A 21,718-nucleotide genomic window follows, 5' to 3' on the forward strand; every position below is an offset into this window, starting at 1 on the left:
AGGGGAACAGTCCGTGCCACAGGTCATGGGCACGCGGTGGGGGAGGATGCAGACGCGTCAGGTCGACGACGGCGGGACCGTGTCCTGGAAGCTGCTGCGGGCCATCAGCTTCTCGAAGTGACGCGCCAGATTGGGATGGTTCGCACGCCAGTCGATGGCGGGAAAACGGAAGTCCAGATAGCCGAGGGCACAGCCCAGCGAGATGTCCGCCAGGGTGAAGTGGTTGCCGGAGCACCAGTTCTTCTCGCCCAGCCCGTGACCCATGGCCTGCAGCGAGGCATGCACCTTGGCCATTTGCCGCTGCACCCAGGCGGGGCTGCGCTCCGCATCGGTGCGGCCGCTCCAGGTCTCTTCCAGCCGTGCGGCGACGCAGGCATCCAGCAGGCCATCGGCCAGCGCTTCCCAGGTGCGCACTTCGCAGCGCTCACGGCCGCGCTCAGGAATGAGCCGGCCCACCGGCGACAGGGTGTCGACATATTCGACGATCACCCGCGAATCGAACACGGCGCCGGTGATCGAGTCCTGGCCTTCCATGACCAGGCACGGCACCTTGCCTAATGGATTGACCTTGAGGATGCTGTCGCTGCCCCAGACGTCCTCCAGCTCCAACTGATAGTCGAGCTTCTTTTCCGCCATGACGATGCGGACTTTGCGGACATAGGGACTGGTGAGTGAACCGATGAGTTTCATTCGTATCCGGACCAACAACCTCGGGATGCTGGGTCTGATTCTAGCGATTCGCTTGTCTGGACTGAGGCCGCGAAACAACGACCCTCATGCACCCATTCAGGTGGCTTGTCGCCTTTACCGGGGGGACGCACACTGCTGCGCCGCCGGACCGGGCTGCCTACACTCGGGCCATGAACACCACCGACTCCAGCTACGTGCTCTACGGCACCCGGCGCTCTGGCTCGGCCATTGCGGAAATCGCCCTGGACTGGTGCCGCCAGCCCTACCGGGTCGTGCATGCGTCCTCCTGGGAAGACCAGTCGGCGCGGGATGAACTGAAAAAGCTCAACCCCCTGATGCAGATTCCGACGCTGCGCACACCTAGCGGCGCGGTGCTGACCGAGAGCGCGGCCATCCTGATGCATCTGGGCCTGCGTTGTCCGCAGGCCGGGCTGCTTGGCAGCAGCGACGATCAGCGGGATCAGATCCTGCGCGGTCTCGTGTTCATCGCCGCCAACTGCTACAGCCAGATCACCATCATCGACTACCCCGAGCGGTTCACCACCAGTGAAGCCGAGGCCGAGCGTGAGGCGGTGAAGCAGGGGGCGACCCAGCGCTTGCACCTGCACTGGGCGATGTTCGCGGATCAGTTCCCCGGCCGCCCCTGGCTGAGCGGCGAGGCGCCGGGCGCACTGGATGCGATGGCGGTGATCGTGTCCCGCTGGTCAGGCTCGCGGGCCTATCTGGAGCAGCACCGGCCGGAGTTCCTGGCGGTACTCAAGCGCATCGAGGCGCTGCCGGAAGTGGCCGCGGTGTTGGCGCGCCACTGGGGCTGAGCCTCCGGATCAGGCATCCGGGATCAGGCCGGGGCTGAGGCTGAGGCTGAGTCCCTGACCAGGGTCCAGCCCAGGCTCAAGCCCAGGTTCAAGCCCAGGTTCAAGCGCTCGCCCAGGGCGACGGCGCCCCGACTGCGGCCTGCATCTGCGGCAACAGCCGCACATGGGTGTAGCGCGCGGGACGGGTCATTGCCACGCCGTCCTTCGCAGACGCCGAAGCGGCATCGGCGGTCACTTCGGTGAAGCCGCAGCGGGACCAGAAAGCCGCCGACTGGCTGCTTTCGCAATTGACATGCAGACGGCTGAAGTGGCCCTGGGCACTCGCCAGCACCGCCCCCACCAGCCGCCGCGCCAGACCGTGCCCGCGCCAGCCGGGATGCACAAAGAAGCGCCGCATCCGCCCGGTCCCCGGACGGCCCGGTGCCGGCTCCACATTCATGCCGCCGACGGCAATGACGAAACCACGGGCATCCAGCCAGGCCCACAGCGACTCGCCGGGCTGGTCGTAGCGGTTGGCACCGCTGCGCCACTCATCCATCAAGCGGCTCAGCATGCGCCAGCCTTCCGCCTCGGCAGCGGCCAGCAAGGGTGCCCACGCGAGGGGCTCGATCTGATGCACACGTGTCAGGCGCGGTGCGACGCCATCGGAAGCCAGGGAGGCCATGAAACGGACGTGATAACCAGCGGTTGAAACAGGAAAGAGCGGATTAAGCAGCAAGCCCACGTCCCTCACATCCGGGACAACCCTGGCGCCCCGCCCCACCGCCGTGCCTTCTGCACAGGGCGGCGGGGCAGCGCACATCACCGCGGCGGTTGCGGCCGGTGCGCCGCATCCGGCTGGGCCAGCCAGGCCTTGAGTTCCGGCACGCGCGGGTGGCTCGGCGACAACTCGATGAAGCTGGCGTAGGCCGCCTGCGCCTCCTTGTCCTCACCGGCCAGCAACAACGCATCACCCAGGTTCAGATGGGCCAGCGAGCGGCTGCCGTCCATCTCGATGGCGCGGCGATACCAGCGCGCCGCCTCTACCGGCTTGTTGCGCTTGAAGTAGATGAAACCCAGGTTGTTGGCGGCCAGCGCGAACTTGGGTTGCAGCTTCAGCGCCTCGGTGAAGGCGGCTTCCGCTTCGTCGTACCGGCGCTCCTTGTAGAGCTGCAGACCGCGGTCGTTGGCCCGCTGTGCGGCCACACGCGCACTCACCGGAGCGGCCGTGGCACTGGTGGCAATGGCGGTGTCCTTGCCGTCCAGGCCCTTGACCGTCACCTGCACCGCCGCTGCACTGGCGGCGGGACCGGCGCCGGACGGCGTACCGGTGGTGCTGCCCGGCACCGCACTCGCGGCGGCCAGCGGCTGCAACTGGGCATTGCGGGCGTCGTCCGCACGTTTGGCCAGGGCGCTCGCCTGTGCATCCAGCTGGGTGCTGGTGGTGCTCAGTGCCTGCTCCGGCGCGGAGGCCAGCTCGAAGATGAACTCGCCGCCTTCCGATCCCGGCAGGCTGCCGAACGCAGGCGTCTGATGGGCAATCGCGGACACAGCCGGCGCCACGTAGGCGGCCAGTTCGGTGGCGGTGATCAGTCCGTCGCCGTTCAGGTCGGCCTTGCCGGACAGCGCCTGCAGCAGGGTCCAGGTGAAGACCGAATGACCGCCTGGACCGTCGTCCGCCACCTGCTGGTCCGCACCGCCGGCCGTCATCATCTGACGGCCGAGTCGGCGGGCGTTGTCGCGGATGAAGTTGTTGCTCACCGGCGCGCCGCCACGGGTCAGGCCCAGGCCCGAGTAGCAGGCATCGATGATGAAGAAGGCATGCTTGGCGGGCAGGGCCTCGCTCAGCTCCTGCAGCTGCGGCATGGCGATGGCATCGGTCTGCAGATCGTCGGTGCCCGCATCCACCGGGATGATGTAGCCGACATCCCGGCCACTGGGCAGCCGGCGCGTGCTGCCGTGACCGGCGAAGAACACAAACACCCGGTCGTCCCGCTTGACGCGCGGCTGCCCGGACTTGTCCCGGGCCAGGCCGTTGAGTGCGCGCAGGATGTTGGCGCGGGTCGCGTCCCCATCGGTCAGCGTGGTGATGTTCTCCGCGCGAAAGCCGAATTGCGATTGCAGCGTGTCACGCAGGGCTTGCGCGTCCCGCACGGCGTGCTGCAGGCGCGGCCAGCGCTGGTACTGGTCGATGCCAATCACCAGCGCGTAGCTGTCGCGGTAGAGATTCGCACCGGTCAGGTCTTGCGCGGGCGCTTCGGTGGAGGCCGTGGCCGCGACGGGCTCGATCTTCCCATCCTTCCAGGTGGCGAAACGGTAGCCCTCGGCCTTCAACTGGTCCAGCACCAGCGGCAGGGCTTCCACCGTTCGCGCATGGATGTCGTGGAACAGCACGATGCCGCGCTGCTGCTTCGACAGCTCGTTCATCACCCGGGCCGCAATCGATTTGGGAATCGGGTCGGACCAGTCCAGCGAGTCGACGTTCCACATCATCGACCGCAGCTTCAGGCCTTCGATCACCCCCAGCGCGTTGTCGGTGCGGGCGCCATAGGGAAATCGAAACAGCGGCTGGCCGGCACGGCCAGCGGCGTCGAGCAGTGCTTCGGTCTGGCTGGCTTCCTGCTTGACCTGATCGAGCTGGAACTTCGACATCACCCCGTGGGTGAAGCTGTGATTGGCAATGGGATGGCCCGCCGCGAGCACCCGCTTGGCCACCTGCACACCGGGGCCGGGCTTGATCTGGCCCTTCGCGTCGACGCTGCCGAGGTTGCGGCCCAGTTCGAAGAACACGGCCGGGGCCTGGTAGCGCTTGAGGATCTCCAGGATCTCGTCGGTGTAGCGGGGATGCGGGCCGTCATCGAAGGTCAGCAGCACCGTCTTGGGCGGCAGCGCACGGCCGAAGAGCTCCCGCTCTTCCTTGCTCGGACCACGCGTGACGGCTGCGGTCGCCGTCTGCGTGCCGGGGGCGGTGGCGCCATGACCGGCACCGGACGCCGCGGCTTGCGCGCTCTCGGCCGCTGCTTCGGTCGCGGCGCCTGCCGCGGCCGTGCCGGCATTGTTGCTGTCCGACGGCCGCGCGGCCAGGTCCGGCAGGATGGTCGCGTAGTCCTTCAGGATGCCTTCGCGGGTGTAGATCGTCTTGAGCTTGGCCACATAGTCGGTCCACTTCTCGCGCTTGAGCGTGATGCCGCGCTGGGCGAATCGGCCAAAGGTGTCCCGCAGTTCCTGCTCATACGCCTGCTCCACTTCCGCCAGCACCGCCAGGTCCTCATGGGCGCGCTTGGCCAGCTTCAGGCCCGAGATGCTCTGCGAGGTCGAGAAGTTCTGTTCGAGCTGCGTCAGGAATTCCTTGAACGCCAGCCGGTCGGCGTCGAACCAGCCCGGCTCGGTTTCGATGCGGTCGAGCAACTGGCTCAGGGCTGCGAGACCGGCAGGATCCTGTCCCTGCGCCGTGGCGGTGGCCACCAGCGTCTGCAGGCTGTCCTGCATGTCGTGGAACAGCAGCAGGCCGACGCTGCGCACGGCGTCGCGCTCGGACGCCTTCAGGGCGGCCTCGCCGTCCATCAACACGATCATCTGGCGATACCGGGCCAGCAGCTGGTCCGACTGGGTGATCAGCGTGGCGCTGGCCGTCGGGCTGGCGGAGGCGGCCACCGCGGGCGTCGGGCTGGAAGCAGCGGTGTCCGACGGCTTCTGGCAGGCCGTCATCAGCGCCGCCGTGCCCAGGCCCAGCACGACCAGAGCCGCGGCGCGCAGGGCGGCCGCGGGGCCGGTGGCGGCGGTTCGTTCGTGCGCGGACCTCATGGCGCCGCTGGCCGGCGTCACACCGGGTGCCTGATTCAAGCTGATCCTCAACCTCATCCCATCCCTCATGCAAGAACGTCTGGACTGCCGGGCTATTGGCCGGACTGCTGGCGGGGCTATTGTCACGGCTGCGCAGGCGGGCGGCGGCGCGACGCCGGCCCACGGCGTGCGGATGCCACAGGTCGGCTCTGTAGAATCTGCGGGTTTGCCCCAGCGAAGGCCTTGAGCCGCATTGCCATGAATCTCTCCGCCCTTACCGCCCTGTCGCCCCTGGACGGCCGCTATGCCTCGCGCATGGGGACGCTCCGTCCGCTGCTGTCCGAGTTCGGTCTGATGCACCGTCGCGTCCAGGTGGAGATCGAGTGGTTCATCGCCCTGAGCGATGCGGGCCTGGCCGAATTCAAGCCGCTGTCCGACGCCTCCCGCACCTTCCTGCGCGGCCTGGTGAGCCAGTTCAGCGAGACCGATGCCCAGGCCATCAAGGACATCGAAAAGACGACCAATCACGACGTGAAGGCGGTGGAGTACTGGATCAAGCAGCAGTTCGCCGGCAAGGACGAACTGCAGGCCGCAGGTGAATTCGTCCACTTCGCCTGCACCAGCGAAGACATCAACAACACCAGCCACGGCCTGATGCTGAAGGCGGCCCGCGAGCAGGTGATCCTGCCGGCGCTGGACAAGGTCATCACCAAGCTGACCGAGATGGCCCAGGCCATGGCGGCGGCGCCGATGCTCAGCCGCACCCACGGCCAGACGGCCAGCCCGACCACGGTGGGCAAGGAAATCGCCAACGTGGTGGCCCGGCTGCGCCGGGCGCGCACCGTCATCGCGGACGTCAAGCTGCTGGCCAAGATGAATGGCGCCGTCGGCAACTACAACGCCCACCTGTCGGCCTATCCCGAGACCGACTGGGAGACGTTCAGCCAGCGCGTCATCGAGCAGCAGCTGGGCCTGACCTTCAACCCCTACACCATTCAGATCGAACCGCACGACTACATGGCCGAGCTGTTCGATGCGGTGACCCGCGCCAACACCATCCTGATCGACTGGTCGCGGGACGTGTGGGGCTATGTGTCGCTGGGCTATTTCAAGCAGCGGACCAAGGCCGGTGAGATCGGCTCGTCCACCATGCCGCACAAGGTCAATCCGATCGACTTTGAAAATGCGGAAGGCAACTTCGGACTGGCCAATGCGGTGCTGACCCACCTGAGCCAGAAGCTGCCGATCAGCCGCTGGCAGCGGGACCTGACCGACTCCACGGTGCTGCGCAACATGGGTGTGGCACTGGGGTATGCATTGCTGGGTTACGACTCGCTGAGCAAGGGTCTGGACAAGCTGGAGCTGAACCCGTCCGCGCTGGAATCGGATCTGGATGCGGCCTGGGAAGTGCTGGCCGAGCCGATCCAGACGGTGATGCGCCGCTATGCGCTGCCCAATCCGTATGAGCGGCTGAAGGAGCTGACGCGCGGCAAGGCGATCACCGCCGAAGCCATCCGCGAATTCGTGCAGGGTCTGGAGCTGCCGGACGCGGAGAAGCAGCGCCTGCTGGCCATGAGCCCGGCCACCTACACCGGCAAGGCGGAAGATCTGGCACGTCGGATTTGAGGTCGGCGCGATCGCGGGTGGCCCCCGCTGCCCGTGATCCCACGTGTGCAATGCCCGGCGCCGCGCCGGCAAAAAGAAAGCTGCCCTGGAGGCAGCTTTTTTCATTCTGCGGGTGGAGGATCCCCATGAAAAAAGGGCGGTGCCTCGGACAAGGCACCGCCCAGCACCGTCCGGATTTGGGGGAGGGAGAGGAACGTCGCTCAGGAGCGATCCGGACGGGCTGATGCCGGGTCAAGGCATCAGAACACGGTTCTGGCTTCAACCGATCCGCAGGTCCCGCGAATCGGCTCAGGGTTCAGATCAGGTCAGGCCCGATCAGAACTGGTAGGCCACGCCCACGCCCAGGCGGTCCACCTTCTTGTTGAAGCCATTGGCGTCCGGCATGTTGTTGTAGCGGGTGGCTTCCGCACGCAGCGACACGTTCTTGGTCAGCGCGTAGTCCACGCCCACACCCAGCTTCAGACCGGTCTTGTCTTCGTCGCCCAGGCCGGCCGAGTAGTCACGCTGCGCGTAAGCCACACCCACCTTGCCGTAGATGCCGAAGTTGTTGCCCAGCGGGGCGCGGGCAATGCCGTCCAGCGAGTAGACCTTGTTCTTGGCGCTCACGCCGCCGAAGTCCACCTTGCCGAGGTCGGTGTAGGCCGCTTCGACAGCGAAGTTTTCATTCAGCTTGTAGCCACCGAAGATGCTGTAGCTGTCGCTGGAACGCTTCTGGGCGTTGCCGTCGACACGCTGGCTCGCCTTGCCGACGTCTCCACCGATGTAATACGGGGTGTCAGCTGCCATCGCCAGGCCCGAACCCAGGGTCAGCGCCACGGCGGCAGCCGCCAGCAGGCCAGCCTTCTTGCCTTGGGACACGACGGTGTTGTTGTTCTTGCGGTTCATGAGGACTCTCCTTCAGAGCTGAGCGCCTGACGCGTGATGCGTCGCAGCGCTTGGGTTTCCTGTCGGTGTGCGCCTCCGGGAGATCCGGTGGGGTTCGCGTTCGACATGGGCCTTATTCTGAGAATCCGGGTTCTCCCTGTCTGTGGCGCCTGTTGAGGCGGTTTGTGACGGTTGTTGACAGCGCACGGCAACGGGCTTTGCATAGCTTCACGCAAGCCCTGGCCCCGGCGATGGCCAGCGGCCCACCAGGCTCATCCAAGCAGGCGAAGGCGCTGGAAGCACGAAGGAAGCGGCTGCGGGACGTCAGGGCCCGTCCACCGGCCAGTGCAGCAGCAGCCGCGCGCCACCGAGGCGCGGCGCCTCGCCGAGCCGTGCCTGCCCGCCATGCGCCTGCGCCACATGACGCACGATCGACAGCCCCAGGCCGAAGCCGCGGGTGCCTGTGCGGGGATTCTTCTCCAGCCGCTTGAAGGGCTCGAACGCCGCCTCACGCAGCGCCGGCGCGACGCCCTCTCCGTCGTCATCGATCGCCATCCACAACTGCCCCGCTTCCGACCACGCCGACAGGTGGATGCGTGTACGCGCATGACGCGCCGCATTGCGCAGCCCGTTGCGCAGCGCATAAGGCACCAGCTTCGGATCGAAGGAGACCTGCTCGGGCAGCCGCACGTCCATCTCCAGCAGCTTGCCGTCCAGCAGCGGCTCCAGGGACCGGGCCTCCTGCGTCAGCAACGCACCCAGATCGCCGCGAATCAGCTCCGGCTGCATCGCGCCCATGTCCATGCGGGCAGCGGTGAGGCTGGCGTCGATCAGCGCGTCGAGTTCATCGATGTCCCGCTCACAAGCCTGCACCGCCTGCTCACGCGCGTCACGGTCTTCTTCGTCCACCAGCGCATCGATCGCAAAGCGCAGCCGCGCCAGCGGCGTGCGCAGTTCGTGCGACACGGCGCCGGTCATTTCCCGCTGCGTCGCCAGTGCCGTCGCCAGGCGCTCCAGCATGGCGCGGCTCGCCACCACCACCGGCGCGAACAGCCGGCTTTGCAGCACCGGCAGCTCGGTGTCCAGCCGGCCGGCGCCCAGCCGCTCGGCCGCGCGCTGCAGGCCACGCAGGTCCCGCCACAACGGACGCAACTGCCACCACGCCAGCACCGCCACGGCCAGTGCAAGCACCACCGCCACGGCGAGCTGCGACGCCAGTTCCTTGGGCAGCTCACCAGCGCGGCGCGAGTCCAGCGGACCGAGCAGCAGCAGTTGATCCGGCTCGCCGGGAATCGCAGCGTAGATGCGGCGGTTGAAGCCGGTGACGATCACCTCCCCGCGCGCCAGCTTGCGTCGCTGCTCAGCGGAGAGCCTGCTGTCCACCGCCGGAATCAGCCGCACCGGATAGTCGAACTGCGCGTCCAGTTCCCGCACCCGTTCGCGGCGGGCGGACGGGTCCAGCGGCCCCAGGTCTTTCACCAGCAGATCGACCGTGCCGCGCATGAAGCTGCGCACATAGTTGTCGGTGACTTCGGAAGCGCCGATCAGCACCAGCCCTTCCACCAGCAGCGCCAGGGCCAGCACCGCCAGCCCCAGACCCAGGGCGATGCGCAGCAGCGAAGCGCGCAGCGTCAGGCCGGCCATCAGTCCATGGCGAACAGATAACCCTGCCCGCGGACCGTCTTGATGCGTGTGGGGGAATGGGCGTCGTCCCCGATCTTCTTGCGCAGGCGCGAGATGCGCGCATCGATGGCGCGATCCAGCCCGTCGAATTCGAGGCCTCGCAGGCTCTGCATGATGTCGTCGCGGCTCACCACCTGACCGGCGCGCTGCGCCAGGAAGGTCAGCAGTTCATATTCGGCGGTGGTGAGCGGCACCGGCTCCCCATTCAGACGCAGTTCGCGGGATTGCGGCAACAGCGTCAGCGGCCCGAAATGCATCGCCTCGCCCAGGGGCGGGACGGCTGGCGCGGCATCGCGCCGCAGCAGCGCCTTGATGCGCGCCAGCAGCACGCGAGGCGCCACTGGTTTGGTGATGTAGTCGTCGGCGCCACCTTCCAGGCCCAGCACCTGGTCGATGTCGTCATCGCGGGCGGTGAGCATGACGATGCGACCGGTGAAGTCCCGGCGCAGGTCACGCAGCACATCGAAGCCGTCCTTGCCGGGTAGGTGACCATCGAGCAGGATCAGGTCGAACGGCTCCTGGCGGGCCAGTGCTTCGCCGGCCAGACCGTCGCCGCTGACGGTCACCGCATAGGCGGACTTCCGGAGGGCATCGGCCACCAGCTGGGCCAGTCGTTCATCATCTTCAATCAGCAATATACGGGCTACGGCATCCATGGCCGCAAGCATAGGCGAGCTGGCCATTTCGTGCGTGCGACGGGCATTCCGCTTGCGCCACCTGCACCACGTGCGCCACGCATCCCACTTACCCCACTTACCCTACGCACCCCACGCACCCCACGCGCACCACGCGCACCAGGCCCCCCTCGCGCAAGGCGCTTACGGCAGATGAAAGCGCCAGCCCAGCGGGGTGGGCACGGCCTGCAGGTCCGGATCCTCGGCCTGCCCGGCGTACTGGCGCACCAGCGCCCGGTAGGCCGATTCGGAGAAGTCCTCGCGTCCGGTCGCCCAGCGCGCCGACACCTCCGGCGTCACGCAGGCGCTGAAGGTGCACGCCCGGTCCGGTCGGGTCAGCGCATCACGCCAGCGCAGGCGCAGGGCGGCCAGATCCGCCATGTCATCTGCCGGCCGGGGATCAGTCCATTCAAACACCCGGGAGAGCCCTTCATGCGCCTGGGTCTGATGCACCCCCTGGTCCTGCAGGCCGATGGCTAGCAGCACCTTGGCCGAAGCGAGATTCTCCGGACCCGTGGTGCCCATCACCTGTCGCATGCCCAGCACGGTGCGGCAGTACTCGAAGGTGGCGGCCGCCGCCTCCCGGGCGTAGCCCTGACCCCAGTGGCGGGTCAGGAGGCCGTAACCGATGTCCGGATGGTCCAGCCCGTCGCGCTTGATCACCCCGCACAGGCCGAGAAACTGTCCATCTTTCAGCCGCTCCACCGCCCAGAAGCCATACCCCAGGTGCCAGTAGCGGGCCATCAGCCGCAGCTTCAGCCATTCCACCGCCTGCGCCTCGGTGCGCACTTCCGAGTCGTAGATGTTGGCGATCCAGCCCGGATCGTTCAGCAACTCGAGAATCTGCGGTGCATCCGATGTCGCAAACCAGCGCAGCCGCAGCCGGGCTGTCCTCAAGACCTCCATGCCATCTCCCCCACGTCGGTGATGGGGCCCATCATCCCTGAAATTTCCGGCGCCTCGCAGGCACAATATCGCCCATGAAATTCCTGGACCAACTGCGCGCGGCCGAGCGCCTGAACGATTCGCTGCTGTGCGTCGGCCTGGATCCCGATCCGGCCAAGTTTCCCACCCACTGGAAGGGCGACGCGGGCCGCATCTACGACTTCTGCGCCGCCATCGTGGACGCCACCAAAGACCTGGTGAGCGCCTTCAAGCCGCAGATTGCCTACTTCGCCGCGCATCGCGCCGAGGACCAGCTGGAACAGCTGATGGCCCACATGAAGCGCACCGCGCCGCAGGTGCCCGTCATCCTGGACGCCAAGCGCGGTGACATCGGCGCCACCGCCGAGCAATACGCCCGGGAAGCCTTCGAGCGCTACCAGGCCGATGCGGTGACGCTCTCGCCCTTCATGGGCCGCGACAGCGTCGAGCCCTACCTGCGTTATCCGGACAAGGGCGCCTTCCTGCTGTGCCGCACTTCCAATCCGGGCGGTGACGACTGGCAGATGCAGCGTCTGGCCGACCAGCCCGGTCAGCCGCGTCTGTTCGAACACCTGGCCCGCCTGGCCCAGGGCGACTGGAACCTCAACGGCCAGCTCGGCCTGGTGGTGGGCGCCACCTATCCGCAGGAGATCGAGCGGGTGCGCGCGCTGGCGCCGGACCTGCCACTGCTGGTGCCGGGCGTCGGCGCCCAGGGCGGCGATGCGCAGGCCACCGTGGCCGCGGGCTGGCGGGTGTCGCAAGGTGGCGGCACGGTGATCGTGAACTCGTCGCGGGCGGTGCTGTATGCCTCGGCCGGCGAAGACTTCGCCGCCGTGGCCCGCCGCGTCGCGCAGGCGACACGCGCCTCACTGCGTCCCGCCTCGCCCCCCGCCGCCGGCTGACCCCTCGGGCCGTTCCCGGCGCGTCCAGACGCGGGCGGGGTGACTGCGCGCCGCCAATTAATTGGCACAAACCCACAGCGCGCGCGCCGGACCGTGGTTTTCGGGGTTCGGCCCTCATCCAGTTTCACCGCGCGTCGCCGAGACTTCGTAACCGGACGTCACAGGTCCGGATCAACAACGTTGGGCGACAAGGGTGAGCAAGGATTCTCAGGACGATCTGAGCAGTCTGGTCGGACAGGAGCTGCCGCATGGCGACCGCCTGCCGACCGCGCTGCAATGGCGCGCGGCGCGGCTGTTCATTGCCGCGTGTGTGGTGCTGTCCGCCCTGGCGGGCCTGCTGCTGGCCTTCAGCATCCAGCCCGTGGAGCCCTGGTCGGGCCTGGTGCCTCCGCTGGTGGCCCTCACCACCACCGTGACCGGTCTGGCCCTGCTCTGGCGCCTGCCGACGCTGCGGGTGCAGGGCGCCATGCTGCTGATGCTGGCGCTGGCGCTGACCTTGGCGCTGTCGGTGGCGGTGTCGCGGCATCAGGGCGTCGGCGCGCAGTCGCTGGGCATCATGGGGCTGATGGTGGCGCTGGCCACCGGCACGATCGGCCTGGGCGCCGGACTGACCATCTTCGGCCTGGCCGTGGCCATCCTGGGGGGGCTGGCCTCGGCGGAACTTGGCGGATGGTTGCTGGCCCACCCGCCGGCCGCGAGCCTTGAAAGCCGTCTGCTGACCCAGGGCATCCTGCTGCTGACCGGTCTGGTGGTGGGCCTGGGCACCTCGAAGCTCATCCGCCGCACGCTGCAGGAAGTCGGCGATCGCCATGCCCGTTTCCGCCATCTGCTGACGATGGCCGCCGACTGGTACTGGGAGATGGACCGTCAGTACCGTTTCACTCATCTGGCGGAACATCAGCCCGGCGCGTCCGGCCTGTCCCTGGGCAGCCGCCTGGGACGTGCGCCCTGGGAGGTCGAGAACCTCGGCCTCTCCGATGAGGACATGGACGCCCACCGCGCCGATCTGGAATCCCACCGCCCCTTCCGTGCGCTGATGATGCGCCGCACCGCGGAAGACGGCACGCTCCGCCATGTGTCCGTCAGCGGCGAACCCCGCTTCGATGCCAAGGGCAACTTCCGCGGTTACTGGGGCGTGGGCCGCGACGTCACCGACGAGGTGCAGACCGAGCAGGCCATGCTCGCCACCGAGACCCGCTACCGCGAGCTGTTCCGCCGCTCGCCCTCGCCGCTGGTACTGCACCGCTGGGGCCGGGTGATGGATGCCAACCCCGCCGCCATGGCGATGTTCGGCTACACCCAGCGCTCCAGCATGATCGGCCAGGACCTGTTCTCTCACTACGAGCCCGGGGATGAGGAGGTAGGCCGCGAGCGGGCCACCAAGATCGAATCGATGCCGGTCGGCGCGATGTTGCCGATGATGGAATTCCGCCTGCGCACCCTCTCGCGCCGCCGGCGACTGGTGCAGGCCACGAGCGTGCGGGTGGAAGCGGCCACCGGTCCGGCCACCCTCTCCTTCTTCATCGACCAGACCGAGGCTTCGCGAGCGCAGGAAGCGCTGCGCCGCTCGGAGGCGCTGCTGTCCCACCTGTTCGCGACCAGCCCGGACGTGGTGACGCTCACCGAGGCCGCGACCGGCCGCTATGTGATGGTCAACAAGACCTTCGAGCGCTTGACCGGCTACACCAGCGACGAGGTGCTGGGCCGCAGCACCGAAGAGATCGGCATCTGGCAGAACCCGCAGGACCGGGTGCGGCTGGTGGAGATGCTGAAGCTGCATGGGCGCATGAATGACGTGCCGGCCAGCTTCGTCACCCGCAGCGGACAGGTGGTGCCGATGCTGATGTCGGCCGCGCCCTTCGTGATGGACGGCGTGACCTACTACGTGGTGACCTCGCGGGATGTGACCGAATCGGAGCGCACCCGGCTGGTCCATGCCGCGATTCTGGAGAACGCCTCCATCGGCATCACGCTCACGCGGGACCAGCGCTTTGTCCAGGCCAATCGGCTGGCCGAGGAGATGTTTGGCTGGTCCACCCCGTCCCTGGTCGGCCAGCCCGACAGCGTGGTCTGGCCCAGTGCGGAAGATGGCGGCAGCTTCGTGCGGGAATTCGGTCCGCGTCTGGCGGCCGGGGACCCGGTGGAGGTGGAGCGGCTGATGCGGCGGCGCGATGGCAGCCGCTTCCTCTGCCGGATCCTGGCCCGCGCGGTGGACCCCAACCACCCCAGCCGCGGCGGCACCATCTGGATCATGGAAGACGTGACGGAGCGGCGCCGCGTGGAAGCGGCGCTGGCCCAGGCCAAGGATGAGGCGCAGGCCGCCAGCCGGGCCAAGAGTGCCTTCCTGGCCAACATCAGCCACGAAATCCGCACGCCGCTCAATGGTCTGGTGGGCCTGGCCCGGTTGCTGCAGCAATCCGATCTGGATCCGGACACCCGCAGCCACTACCTCAACCAGATGCTGGACAGCGCCGAAGGCCTCTCCGGGCTGATGTCCGACATTCTGGATCTTTCCAAGATTGAAGCCGGCCGGCTGACGCTGGAGACGGTGCCCTTTGCGCTGCGCGACATGCTCGCCACGCTGCGCATGGGCTATCTCACGCTGGCGCAGGCGCGGGGCCTGTCCTTCAGCGTGGCGGTGGACGACGCGGTGCCGGCCTGGGTGTTTGGGGACCCGGTTCGGACGCGGCAGATCCTGGGCAATTACCTGAGCAATGCGCTGAAGTTCACCGACCATGGCAGCGTCAGCGTGCGCGTGCGCAGCCTCGACGGACAGCGCCTGCGCATCGAAGTGAGCGACACCGGACCGGGTATCGACGAAGCGATGCAGCAGCGGCTGTTCCAGCCCTTCACCCAGGCCGATGAGTCGACCACCCGGCGCTATGGAGGCACGGGGCTGGGACTGTCCATCTGCCGCGAGCTGGCCGAGCTGATGGGCGGCAGCGTGGGCGTCATCAGCCAGCCCGGCCAGGGTGCCACGTTCTGGGCGGAACTGCCGTTGCCAGCGGCCCCGGCGCCGATGAGCCAGCAACCGCGCGAGCCGATGCAGGCCCCGGCGCTGCAGGGCGCCCGGGTGCTGATGGTGGAAGACAACCCGGTGAACATGCTGATCGCCGTGGCGATGCTGGAGCAGTGGGGCGCGGAAGTGGCCCAGGCGAACGACGGACGCCAGGCGGTCGAAGCGGTGCATGCGGCGGCCAGCATGGGCCGTCCGTTTGATGCGGTGCTGATGGATGTGCAGATGCCGGTGATGAGCGGCCATGAGGCGACCCGGGAGCTGCGACAGCACTTCAATGCGAGGGAGCTGCCGATCATCGCCCTGACGGCGGCCGCGCTGACCCAGGAGCGGGACGAAGCGCTGGCAGCCGGCATGAACGAGTTCCTCACCAAGCCGATCGATGCCCAGCGGCTGCGCGAGGTGCTGGTGAGTCTGACGGGGCGGTCGCCCTGAGCAACCGCCCGGACGGGTCGCCCGGACCGGTTCCGCCAGGCGGTGCTCTCACGCTCCGCGAGGGCAGTCAGCGCTGGCTGAGACTGGCCGCTTTCCAGTCCGGCGACTGCCAGCGCTGGAAGGCCCCCAACAAGCCCGGCTCCCCGGCCTGCCGCCGCGTCTCCAACGTCTCCAGGTCCACCACCTCATAGCTGCGGCGATACCGCCCTTCCGCGCGGGACTCCCGCGCCACCAGCATCTCCTTGCCGCCCGGTGCGAAGCCGGCGAGTTCCGCATATCCGATACCGGGTTGCGCGGCGCTCGGCGGCAGCACGGTGAGGCGCCAGCCCTGCGGTGTCTTGCGCAGCAGCCACAGTTCGCGCCAGCCATCGGTGGGCACGGAAGCCAGGGCCACGGCCGTGCCTTCTCGATTGACCCGCGCCGAGGCCGCAGACACCAGGCCCCAGCCGCAGTGCCGCAGCAAGGCATCGCGCCCATTCACCGCGCTGAGCGTGAGGCAGGTCTCGCCCGGCTGGCCGGCTTGAACCGTCAGGCGCAGACCGGCCAGCGTCTGCTCGCTGGCGGCCGGCGGCAGGGCCAGCCAGCGGGTGGCGTTGCCCCGCATCACGGCTTCGTTGAAGGCCGCCTGGTCATCGTCAGCCAGATCCGGAGGATTGATCAGGGCGAAGGCGGACAAAGCCTTCGCGGCGGCCTGCTGGGCCTGTTGGGCCTGTTGGGCCTGTTGGGCAATCTGAGCCGGCGGGGTCGAGGCCTCGGATGGTGCCTGCCGCAGCACTTCCTGCGCACCGGTCTTCGCGGATTCTGCCGATGCCGATGCGGAGACCAGGGGCACGGCGAGGGCCGGCGACGTCGCCATCTGCGCCCGACGTGCCCGCGCATCTGCCAGACTGCTCCACACCGCCACCTGGCGCATCAGCACCCGATTCTTCCAATGACCGGGCAGCCCCTGCAGCGTCACTTTGTCCAGCACCTCGGCTCGCCACTGCTCCTTCGGTTCCCGCTGCGCGGGCGTCGTGGCCGGTGCCATGCAATCGGCACGGGTCAGCGAGAGCGCAGCCCGCGCTTGCTGCTCGGGCGAAGCGGCCGGCATGGCCATCACACGCCGGAAGGCCTCCCCGTCATAACAGAGCTGCACCACGCCCGACTCGCGCTCGATCGTGCGAAAGCGGATGCCATAACGGGCTGCGACATCCAGCTGCGCCGCCACCTGCACATCCGCCGGTGACGGCGATCCATCCGGCCGCGGCGTATTGCGCGAGGCCCGATCCGCCAGACGCTCCGACAGCGTGCCCATCGCATCCAGCACTTCGGCACCGGTCTCACCGTTCATCTGCTGCGCCGTCGCCGCCTGCACATAAGCGGCGGCCAGCCCGAGCCCGAGTGACTCCTCCCCTGGCTGCTGCCGCACCAGGCGCAGCGCAGCCAGCAGTGAGGCCGGCTCGCCCGTGGGCCCGTCCAGCGGCAGCAACTGGCTCTTGCGCACGAAACCGCCACGCTCCCGGCGGTAGTCGTAGACCTGGAAGTGATCCAGGCGCTCGCCCCGGATTTCCAGCGCTTCGCCGCGCGCCAGCTGCGCCTGCACCGGTGCGGAGTCCTTGGCGGCGGCGCGCAGTGCCACGTTGTCCTGCACCACCAGGGCGGTGGCGGCCAGGGCCGGCGCCGACACGGTCAGCACCAGGGCTCCCATCACGGCCACACCCGCCGTCCACAGCATCGGACGCATGGCTTACTCCTGCTCCTGTTGGGGACGGGCGGCCGCGGTCGGCGCACCGTCAGCAGCAGCGGCGCCACCCTCGCGGCTGCCCAGCAGCGTCTTGCCGATGAAGCCGCCATCGGACGGCGGCGGCGCGATGATCACCTGCACCTTGTCCGACAGCTTGTCCGCCATCGCCTTCTGGATCAGCAGCGGATGACGGCTCAGCAGCGCACCTTCGGCCGCCATCTGGTCCACCGCCACCTTGCCGATGCGGGTCTGGCGATAGGCCTCGGCATCCGCCAGCTTTTCGCGGGCCTTGGCTTCACCGTCCGCCTCGATGGTGCGGGCCTGTGCAGCTCCTTCGGCCATGCGGATGCGGGACACCCGGTCCGCTTCCGCCTCCAGCTGGCGCTGCTCCACCTGACGCTGCTTGAAGGGCAGCACATGCTTCATCGCTTCCTCCTGACCGCGTGCGGCGATCACCTGTTCGCGGGCGGCCGCCTCGGCGGCGGTTTCGCGGCGCACCTTGTCGGCCGCCGCTTCCAGCTCGGTCTGGCGCACCTTCTTCTCCTGCAGCTCCAGCGTGTAGCGCATCTTTTCGCTGGCCAGGCCTTCCGACAGCAGCGTCTCCAGACCCGTCCGGTATTCCTGCGGCAGGTCCACATTGCCGATCTCGACGCTGCGCAGCACGATGCCGTCCGCGGCCAGCTTGCTGCGCAGTTCCGCCTCCAGCGCCTGCTGGATGGGGCCGCGCTGGGTGGAGAAAATCTCCCGCACGGTGTGGGTGGCGATCTGGCGATAGACGATGCCCTGCAGGGCCGGCGCAATGACGTCACCTTCGATGTCATCGGGCAGGGTGGCTGCCAGCGCGGCCAGACGCGAGGTGTCCAGCGTCCAGCGGACCGTCAGGTCCAGGCCCAGGGAGAGGCCTTCCAGCGATTGCAGCGGCGCCTCACCGTCGGCGCGGGCGAAGCGGGTGGGATGGAAGCTGCGGTCGCGCAGCGGCAGGTCCCGCACCGTATGCAGGCCCGGCACCACCAGCAGCGTGCCGGTGCGCGCTTCCACCACGCTGCCGGTCAACAGGTTCTGACGCACGCTCACCGTGCCGCGCGGCACTTCATGGGCGGGCGGATGGGCCATCAGCACACCGATGGCGGCGGTCACGGCGGTGACCCCCAGCAGCCAGGGGGCGCAGCGCCGAAGGCCCTGGCCAGCGCGGCGCAGACCGTCACCGGACGGCACGCCGCCGCCGGCCTGGCGACCGGCCCGGGCGAAGCCACCGCTGGCGGCCTTGCGGAACACGCCCGCCATCGACGCGCCGAAGCGCTTCAGACGGTTGGGGGACCCGGTCGAAGACGGCTGGTTCGTCGATTCGGGCAGGTCAGGCTGGGTCATGGTGAGGTCCTCCGGGGGCCCCGATCGTGGGGCTGTGTTGATGTCCTCCATGGTCCGCAGACGGCGCGGAAGGCTCAATGCAGCCGCCGGCACATGTGTTCACACCCCGGAAGAAACCTTCACGCCGGGGGCCGCCGCGCCTGCCGATAATCCGCGCCATGGCACAACCCAAGAACCGGGTGGCGGTGATCGAGGACGACCGCCCCACCAGCGAGCAACTGGCCGGCTGGATCCGGGCCGCCCGTCCCGAGCTGCAGGTCGATCAATGGTTCGACCGCGACAGCGCCGAAGCCGCCCTCGCCCGCGAGGCCTACGACATGGTGGTGCTGGACATCGAACTCGGCCGCGAACGCCATGCCGGCGTGGCGCTGATCAATGCACTGAACAAGCTCAATGCCGGCACGCCGGTGCTGGTGGTGTCGGCCATGCCGGCGGCCATCTACCGCGGCATCATGAAGGCGCTGGACGCCTGGGACTATCTGCAGAAGACCAGCTTCGACGAAGCCGAGTTCACGGACACCTTCCTCGACATCCTGCGCGCCGCCCGCGCCCGCACCGGGGCCGCCCCGGTCGACACCGCTCCGGACGCCTTGCAGCTGGACCCGCTGTGGCAGCGCAGCCCGCTGTGGCGCGGCCAGCGCATCAACCTGCCGCTAACGGCTCAACGCATCCTGGCGACGCTCCATCAGCGGGCGCCGCAGGTGGTGTCGTATGAAGAGCTGTATGACGTGGTGAAAAGCGGCCGCACCCGCGACAACGTGCGCAAGCATGTCTCCACCCTGCGGGAAGCGCTGCGGGAGGTGGACCCCGGCTTCGATGCCATCGAGAACGTGCCGATGCGCGGCTTCCGCTGGTCAAGCCCGCGATGAGACTCGGCCCGGTGGAATTGCCGGCACTGGCCGTGCCACGACTGGGCCTGGCCGCCTTTCGCCGACGCCTGGTGGTGCACCTGGCATTCCTGCTGCTGGCGGTGGCCACGGTGCTGCTGGTGCTCACCGTGCTGAAGGACCAGAAGCAGCGCAGCTATCAGCGGTATGCGCAGGGCTTCCGGCAATCGCTGTCCGAGATCGTGCTGCAGCTGCGGCATCCCAGCGGGCAGCTGGCGCTGCTGAATCCGTCGATGACGGCCGGGGATGCCGCCGGGCAGACGCCGGTGATGCTGCCTTATTCCGCCATCGATTACGACGACCAGAACAAGGCCCAGCGGGCGGTCGAGATGGCCGGCTGCGGCCTGCGCTGGCCCGATGGCGCCAGCCTGTGCGTGGCCGTGGGCTCGAATGCCTTTGCCGGCAGCTTCGTGTATGTGGTGGGCGGGCTGGATCTGCCGCCACTGGTCGGCCGTGAGCGGGGCGCGCTGGACATCCGGCAGGTGCACCGGGCCCGGGTGACCTTGACGGTGCCCGGTGGGGGGCAGACATGGATCGCGCCATTCGAGACGATGGCCGCCAGCAGCAATGGCAGCCAGCGCGGACGGCTGGCCGGGTTTGTGGAAACCGGTCCGGTGCTGGAGCGGCAGGCGCGCCCGGTGCGGGAGTTCCGCGGGTGGCTGTGGCGGGAGGGCGCTTGTGTGGAGAGCGAGCCGGGGCCGGTCGCGATGGCCGATGCGCTGCGCACCGGCACCAGCGCCGCCATCAGTGGTGCTGGCAGTGATGCTGGCCACCGGCCCGTCATCGGCGCGGCCAGTCGGGTGGTCGGCACGGCCGTCACGGGCGCGTCCGGTGCGATCATCCCGATCAGCGCCCCGAGTGCCGCCAGCGCGGACTGCACCCGCCGCGCCTTCTACGCCCTCCGTCTGCCGGTCGATGCCTGGCGGGAATCATTGTTCGAGCGCAGCCCGCCGGTCTGGCCGCCCGCCGATCTGGCCCGGACCCGTGTGCGGGTGGAACTGCTGGGCCCTTCGACGGATGAAGCCCTGCCCGCGCCCGTTCTCTTCGACAGCGCCCGCCCCGGCGCGTCCCTGGCCCTGTCGCTGGACCGCCTCGGCGCGGGTCTGCAGCCCGGCGAGACCCTGCGCATCGACCGCCTGCCCACCAACCGTCTCAAGCTGCCGCTGACCATCGCCGAGCGCCGCGGTCCCGACCTGCCCGAGCAGGCCGTCCCGTGGCTCATCCATCTCATCCGCCGCCTGCCGGTGGACGGCATGGACGCGGAGGCCGGCCGCTGGCTGCAGGCCCGCGACGAGGTCACGACCCCCAGCGGCCGTTATCAGCTGATCCTGCGCGGTGACCTGCGCAGCCTGGACCGTCAACTGGCGCTGGAGGCCCGTCCATTGGCGTGGCTGGCCGCTGCGATGCTGGCCGCCATTGCGCTGGCCTGGCTGCTGGTGGAACTGGGCCTGATCCGCCGGATTGCGGTGCTGACGCGCCGCGCTGCGGCCGTCAGCTACAACATGCAGGATGCCCGCGCCGAACAGCGCATCGGCGAGCTGGATGTGACCGATCTGCGCGGCAGTGATGAACTGGGCATTCTGGCGGGCAGCCTGTCGGACCTGCTGCAGCGAGTGAAGGACGGCCTTCGCCGCGAGCAGTTGCGCGCCGAACGGGAGCGCGACATGTGGCATGCGGTGGGACACGAGATCATGTCGCCGCTGCAGTCGCTGATGCTGCTGCATGGGGCCAGCGATGATCCGAGCCATCGGTATGTGCAGCGCATGCAGCAGGCGGTGAAGGTGCTGTATGGCACTGCATCCCCGAGCGAGGCGCTGGCCAGCGCCGACCTGCATCCCGAGGCGCTGGACCTGGTCGCCTTCTGCGCCGAGGTGGCGGCCAATGCCCATTACGCCGGCATCGAGCAGGTGCAGTTCCAATCGCAGCTGCCGGGCCCGCTGTGGGTGCGTGCGGAGGCGTATGCGCTGGAAGATGCCGTCACCCACATCCTGCGCAATGCCCAGCGATACCGGGTGGACGGCACCCCCATTGCCCTCAGTCTGACGGCCGGGGAAGATGCCACCGTGGTGCTGAGCATCCGCAATCAGGGTCCGCAGATCGACGCCAGCTGGCTCGACAAGATTTTTGAGTACGGCGTGTCGGATGCCGAGCCGCAGCCCGGTGGCGAGCGGCGCGGCCAGGGGCTGTTCGTCGCCAAGACCTATCTGTCCAAAATGGATGGGACCTTGCAGGCGCGGAATCTGCCGGATGGGGTGGTGTTCGAACTGGGGCTGCGCACCGTGGGCGCGCCTTCGACGCTGTAGTCTCCGTCGGTTCCCCTCTGCCGGGGAGCTGCCCGGGTACAGCTCG

The 21,718-nt window shown here is 68.5% G+C and carries 15 protein-coding genes; 6 read left to right on the top strand and 9 right to left on the bottom strand.

Going from position 1 to position 21,718, the window contains the following annotated elements; translation table 11 throughout:
- Positions 1-57: 57 nt before the first annotated feature.
- On the bottom strand, positions 58-690 hold the full coding sequence (locus FHS28_RS17170; RefSeq protein WP_088453354.1) for a glutathione S-transferase family protein: 633 nt from the start codon (positions 688-690) through the stop codon (positions 58-60).
- Between the two features lie 170 nt (positions 691-860).
- Between FHS28_RS17170 and FHS28_RS17175 the strand changes: the two genes are divergently transcribed.
- Positions 861-1,505 (top strand): glutathione S-transferase family protein, encoded by a 645-nt coding sequence (locus tag FHS28_RS17175; protein ID WP_088453353.1) that lies wholly within the window; start codon positions 861-863, stop codon positions 1,503-1,505.
- Positions 1,506-1,605: 100 nt separating this feature from the next.
- Here FHS28_RS17175 and FHS28_RS17180 read toward each other — a convergent pair whose 3' ends face one another.
- Complete coding sequence (locus FHS28_RS17180) at positions 1,606-2,169, bottom strand: GNAT family N-acetyltransferase (protein WP_184295090.1); 564 nt, start codon at positions 2,167-2,169, stop codon at positions 1,606-1,608.
- A gap of 137 nt (positions 2,170-2,306) precedes the next feature.
- Complete coding sequence (locus tag FHS28_RS17185; RefSeq protein ID WP_246410285.1) at positions 2,307-5,327, bottom strand: polysaccharide deacetylase family protein; 3,021 nt, start codon at positions 5,325-5,327, stop codon at positions 2,307-2,309.
- Positions 5,328-5,525: 198 nt separating this feature from the next.
- Here FHS28_RS17185 and purB point away from each other — a divergent pair, with 198 nt between their 5' ends.
- Positions 5,526-6,893: an adenylosuccinate lyase gene (gene purB / locus FHS28_RS17190; RefSeq protein WP_088453351.1), complete on the top strand. Its 1,368-nt coding sequence runs from the start codon at positions 5,526-5,528 to the stop codon at positions 6,891-6,893.
- A 315-nt stretch (positions 6,894-7,208) separates the two neighbouring features.
- Here purB and FHS28_RS17195 read toward each other — a convergent pair whose 3' ends face one another.
- From FHS28_RS17195 to FHS28_RS17210, 4 genes are all read right to left on the bottom strand, one after another.
- Positions 7,209-7,778 (bottom strand): outer membrane beta-barrel protein, encoded by a 570-nt coding sequence (locus tag FHS28_RS17195; protein WP_088453350.1) that lies wholly within the window; start codon positions 7,776-7,778, stop codon positions 7,209-7,211.
- Positions 7,779-8,081: 303 nt separating this feature from the next.
- Positions 8,082-9,401, bottom strand: coding sequence for an ATP-binding protein (locus FHS28_RS17200; protein ID WP_088453349.1), 1,320 nt, complete (start codon positions 9,399-9,401; stop codon positions 8,082-8,084).
- A complete protein-coding gene (locus FHS28_RS17205) occupies positions 9,401-10,096 on the bottom strand; it encodes a winged helix-turn-helix domain-containing protein (protein ID WP_088453477.1) in 696 nt (231 codons plus the stop codon). The genes FHS28_RS17200 and FHS28_RS17205 overlap by 1 nt, the downstream gene beginning before the upstream one ends.
- A gap of 162 nt (positions 10,097-10,258) precedes the next feature.
- A complete protein-coding gene (locus FHS28_RS17210; protein WP_088453348.1) occupies positions 10,259-11,020 on the bottom strand; it encodes a GNAT family N-acetyltransferase in 762 nt (253 codons plus the stop codon).
- A gap of 74 nt (positions 11,021-11,094) precedes the next feature.
- Here FHS28_RS17210 and pyrF point away from each other — a divergent pair, with 74 nt between their 5' ends.
- Both pyrF and FHS28_RS17220 read left to right on the top strand, forming a co-directional pair.
- Positions 11,095-11,940, top strand: coding sequence for an orotidine-5'-phosphate decarboxylase (pyrF, locus tag FHS28_RS17215; protein ID WP_088453347.1), 846 nt, complete (start codon positions 11,095-11,097; stop codon positions 11,938-11,940).
- Between the two features lie 193 nt (positions 11,941-12,133).
- A complete protein-coding gene (locus FHS28_RS17220; RefSeq protein WP_088453346.1) occupies positions 12,134-15,391 on the top strand; it encodes a PAS domain-containing hybrid sensor histidine kinase/response regulator in 3,258 nt (1,085 codons plus the stop codon).
- 67 nt (positions 15,392-15,458) lie between these two features.
- Here the strand turns inward: FHS28_RS17220 and FHS28_RS17225 are convergent, their stop codons facing one another.
- Both FHS28_RS17225 and FHS28_RS17230 read right to left on the bottom strand, forming a co-directional pair.
- Entirely contained in the window at positions 15,459-17,114 is a 1,656-nt protein-coding gene (locus FHS28_RS17225; RefSeq protein ID WP_088453345.1) for an SH3 domain-containing protein, read from the bottom strand.
- Between the two features lie 3 nt (positions 17,115-17,117).
- On the bottom strand, positions 17,118-18,482 hold the full coding sequence (locus FHS28_RS17230; protein ID WP_246410288.1) for an SPFH domain-containing protein: 1,365 nt from the start codon (positions 18,480-18,482) through the stop codon (positions 17,118-17,120).
- A 158-nt stretch (positions 18,483-18,640) separates the two neighbouring features.
- Here FHS28_RS17230 and FHS28_RS17235 point away from each other — a divergent pair, with 158 nt between their 5' ends.
- The gene (locus FHS28_RS17235) at positions 18,641-19,351 is read left to right on the top strand and encodes a response regulator transcription factor (RefSeq protein ID WP_088453344.1); all 711 of its coding nucleotides are present in this window, start codon (positions 18,641-18,643) and stop codon (positions 19,349-19,351) included.
- Entirely contained in the window at positions 19,348-21,672 is a 2,325-nt protein-coding gene (locus FHS28_RS17240) for a sensor histidine kinase (RefSeq protein ID WP_221194044.1), read from the top strand. The genes FHS28_RS17235 and FHS28_RS17240 overlap by 4 nt, the downstream gene beginning before the upstream one ends.
- Positions 21,673-21,718: the final 46 nt, after the last annotated feature.

It is taken from the genome of Roseateles terrae, assembly GCF_014192155.1.
Taxonomy (GTDB): domain Bacteria; phylum Pseudomonadota; class Gammaproteobacteria; order Burkholderiales; family Burkholderiaceae_C; genus Roseateles; species Roseateles terrae.

Coding starts and splice junctions, on each gene's coding strand:
- FHS28_RS17225 (WP_088453345.1), bottom strand. CDS start 17,114: ATGCGTCCGATGCTGTGGACGGCGGGTGTGGCCGTGATGGGAGCCCTG.
- FHS28_RS17240 (WP_221194044.1), top strand. CDS start 19,348: ATGAGACTCGGCCCGGTGGAATTGCCGGCACTGGCCGTGCCACGACTG.
- FHS28_RS17195 (WP_088453350.1), bottom strand. CDS start 7,778: ATGAACCGCAAGAACAACAACACCGTCGTGTCCCAAGGCAAGAAGGCT.
- FHS28_RS17230 (WP_246410288.1), bottom strand. CDS start 18,482: ATGACCCAGCCTGACCTGCCCGAATCGACGAACCAGCCGTCTTCGACC.
- FHS28_RS17200 (WP_088453349.1), bottom strand. CDS start 9,401: ATGGCCGGCCTGACGCTGCGCGCTTCGCTGCTGCGCATCGCCCTGGGT.
- FHS28_RS17235 (WP_088453344.1), top strand. CDS start 18,641: ATGGCACAACCCAAGAACCGGGTGGCGGTGATCGAGGACGACCGCCCC.
- FHS28_RS17170 (WP_088453354.1), bottom strand. CDS start 690: ATGAAACTCATCGGTTCACTCACCAGTCCCTATGTCCGCAAAGTCCGC.
- purB (WP_088453351.1), top strand. CDS start 5,526: ATGAATCTCTCCGCCCTTACCGCCCTGTCGCCCCTGGACGGCCGCTAT.
- FHS28_RS17205 (WP_088453477.1), bottom strand. CDS start 10,096: ATGGATGCCGTAGCCCGTATATTGCTGATTGAAGATGATGAACGACTG.
- FHS28_RS17180 (WP_184295090.1), bottom strand. CDS start 2,169: ATGGCCTCCCTGGCTTCCGATGGCGTCGCACCGCGCCTGACACGTGTG.
- pyrF (WP_088453347.1), top strand. CDS start 11,095: ATGAAATTCCTGGACCAACTGCGCGCGGCCGAGCGCCTGAACGATTCG.
- FHS28_RS17210 (WP_088453348.1), bottom strand. CDS start 11,020: ATGGAGGTCTTGAGGACAGCCCGGCTGCGGCTGCGCTGGTTTGCGACA.
- FHS28_RS17175 (WP_088453353.1), top strand. CDS start 861: ATGAACACCACCGACTCCAGCTACGTGCTCTACGGCACCCGGCGCTCT.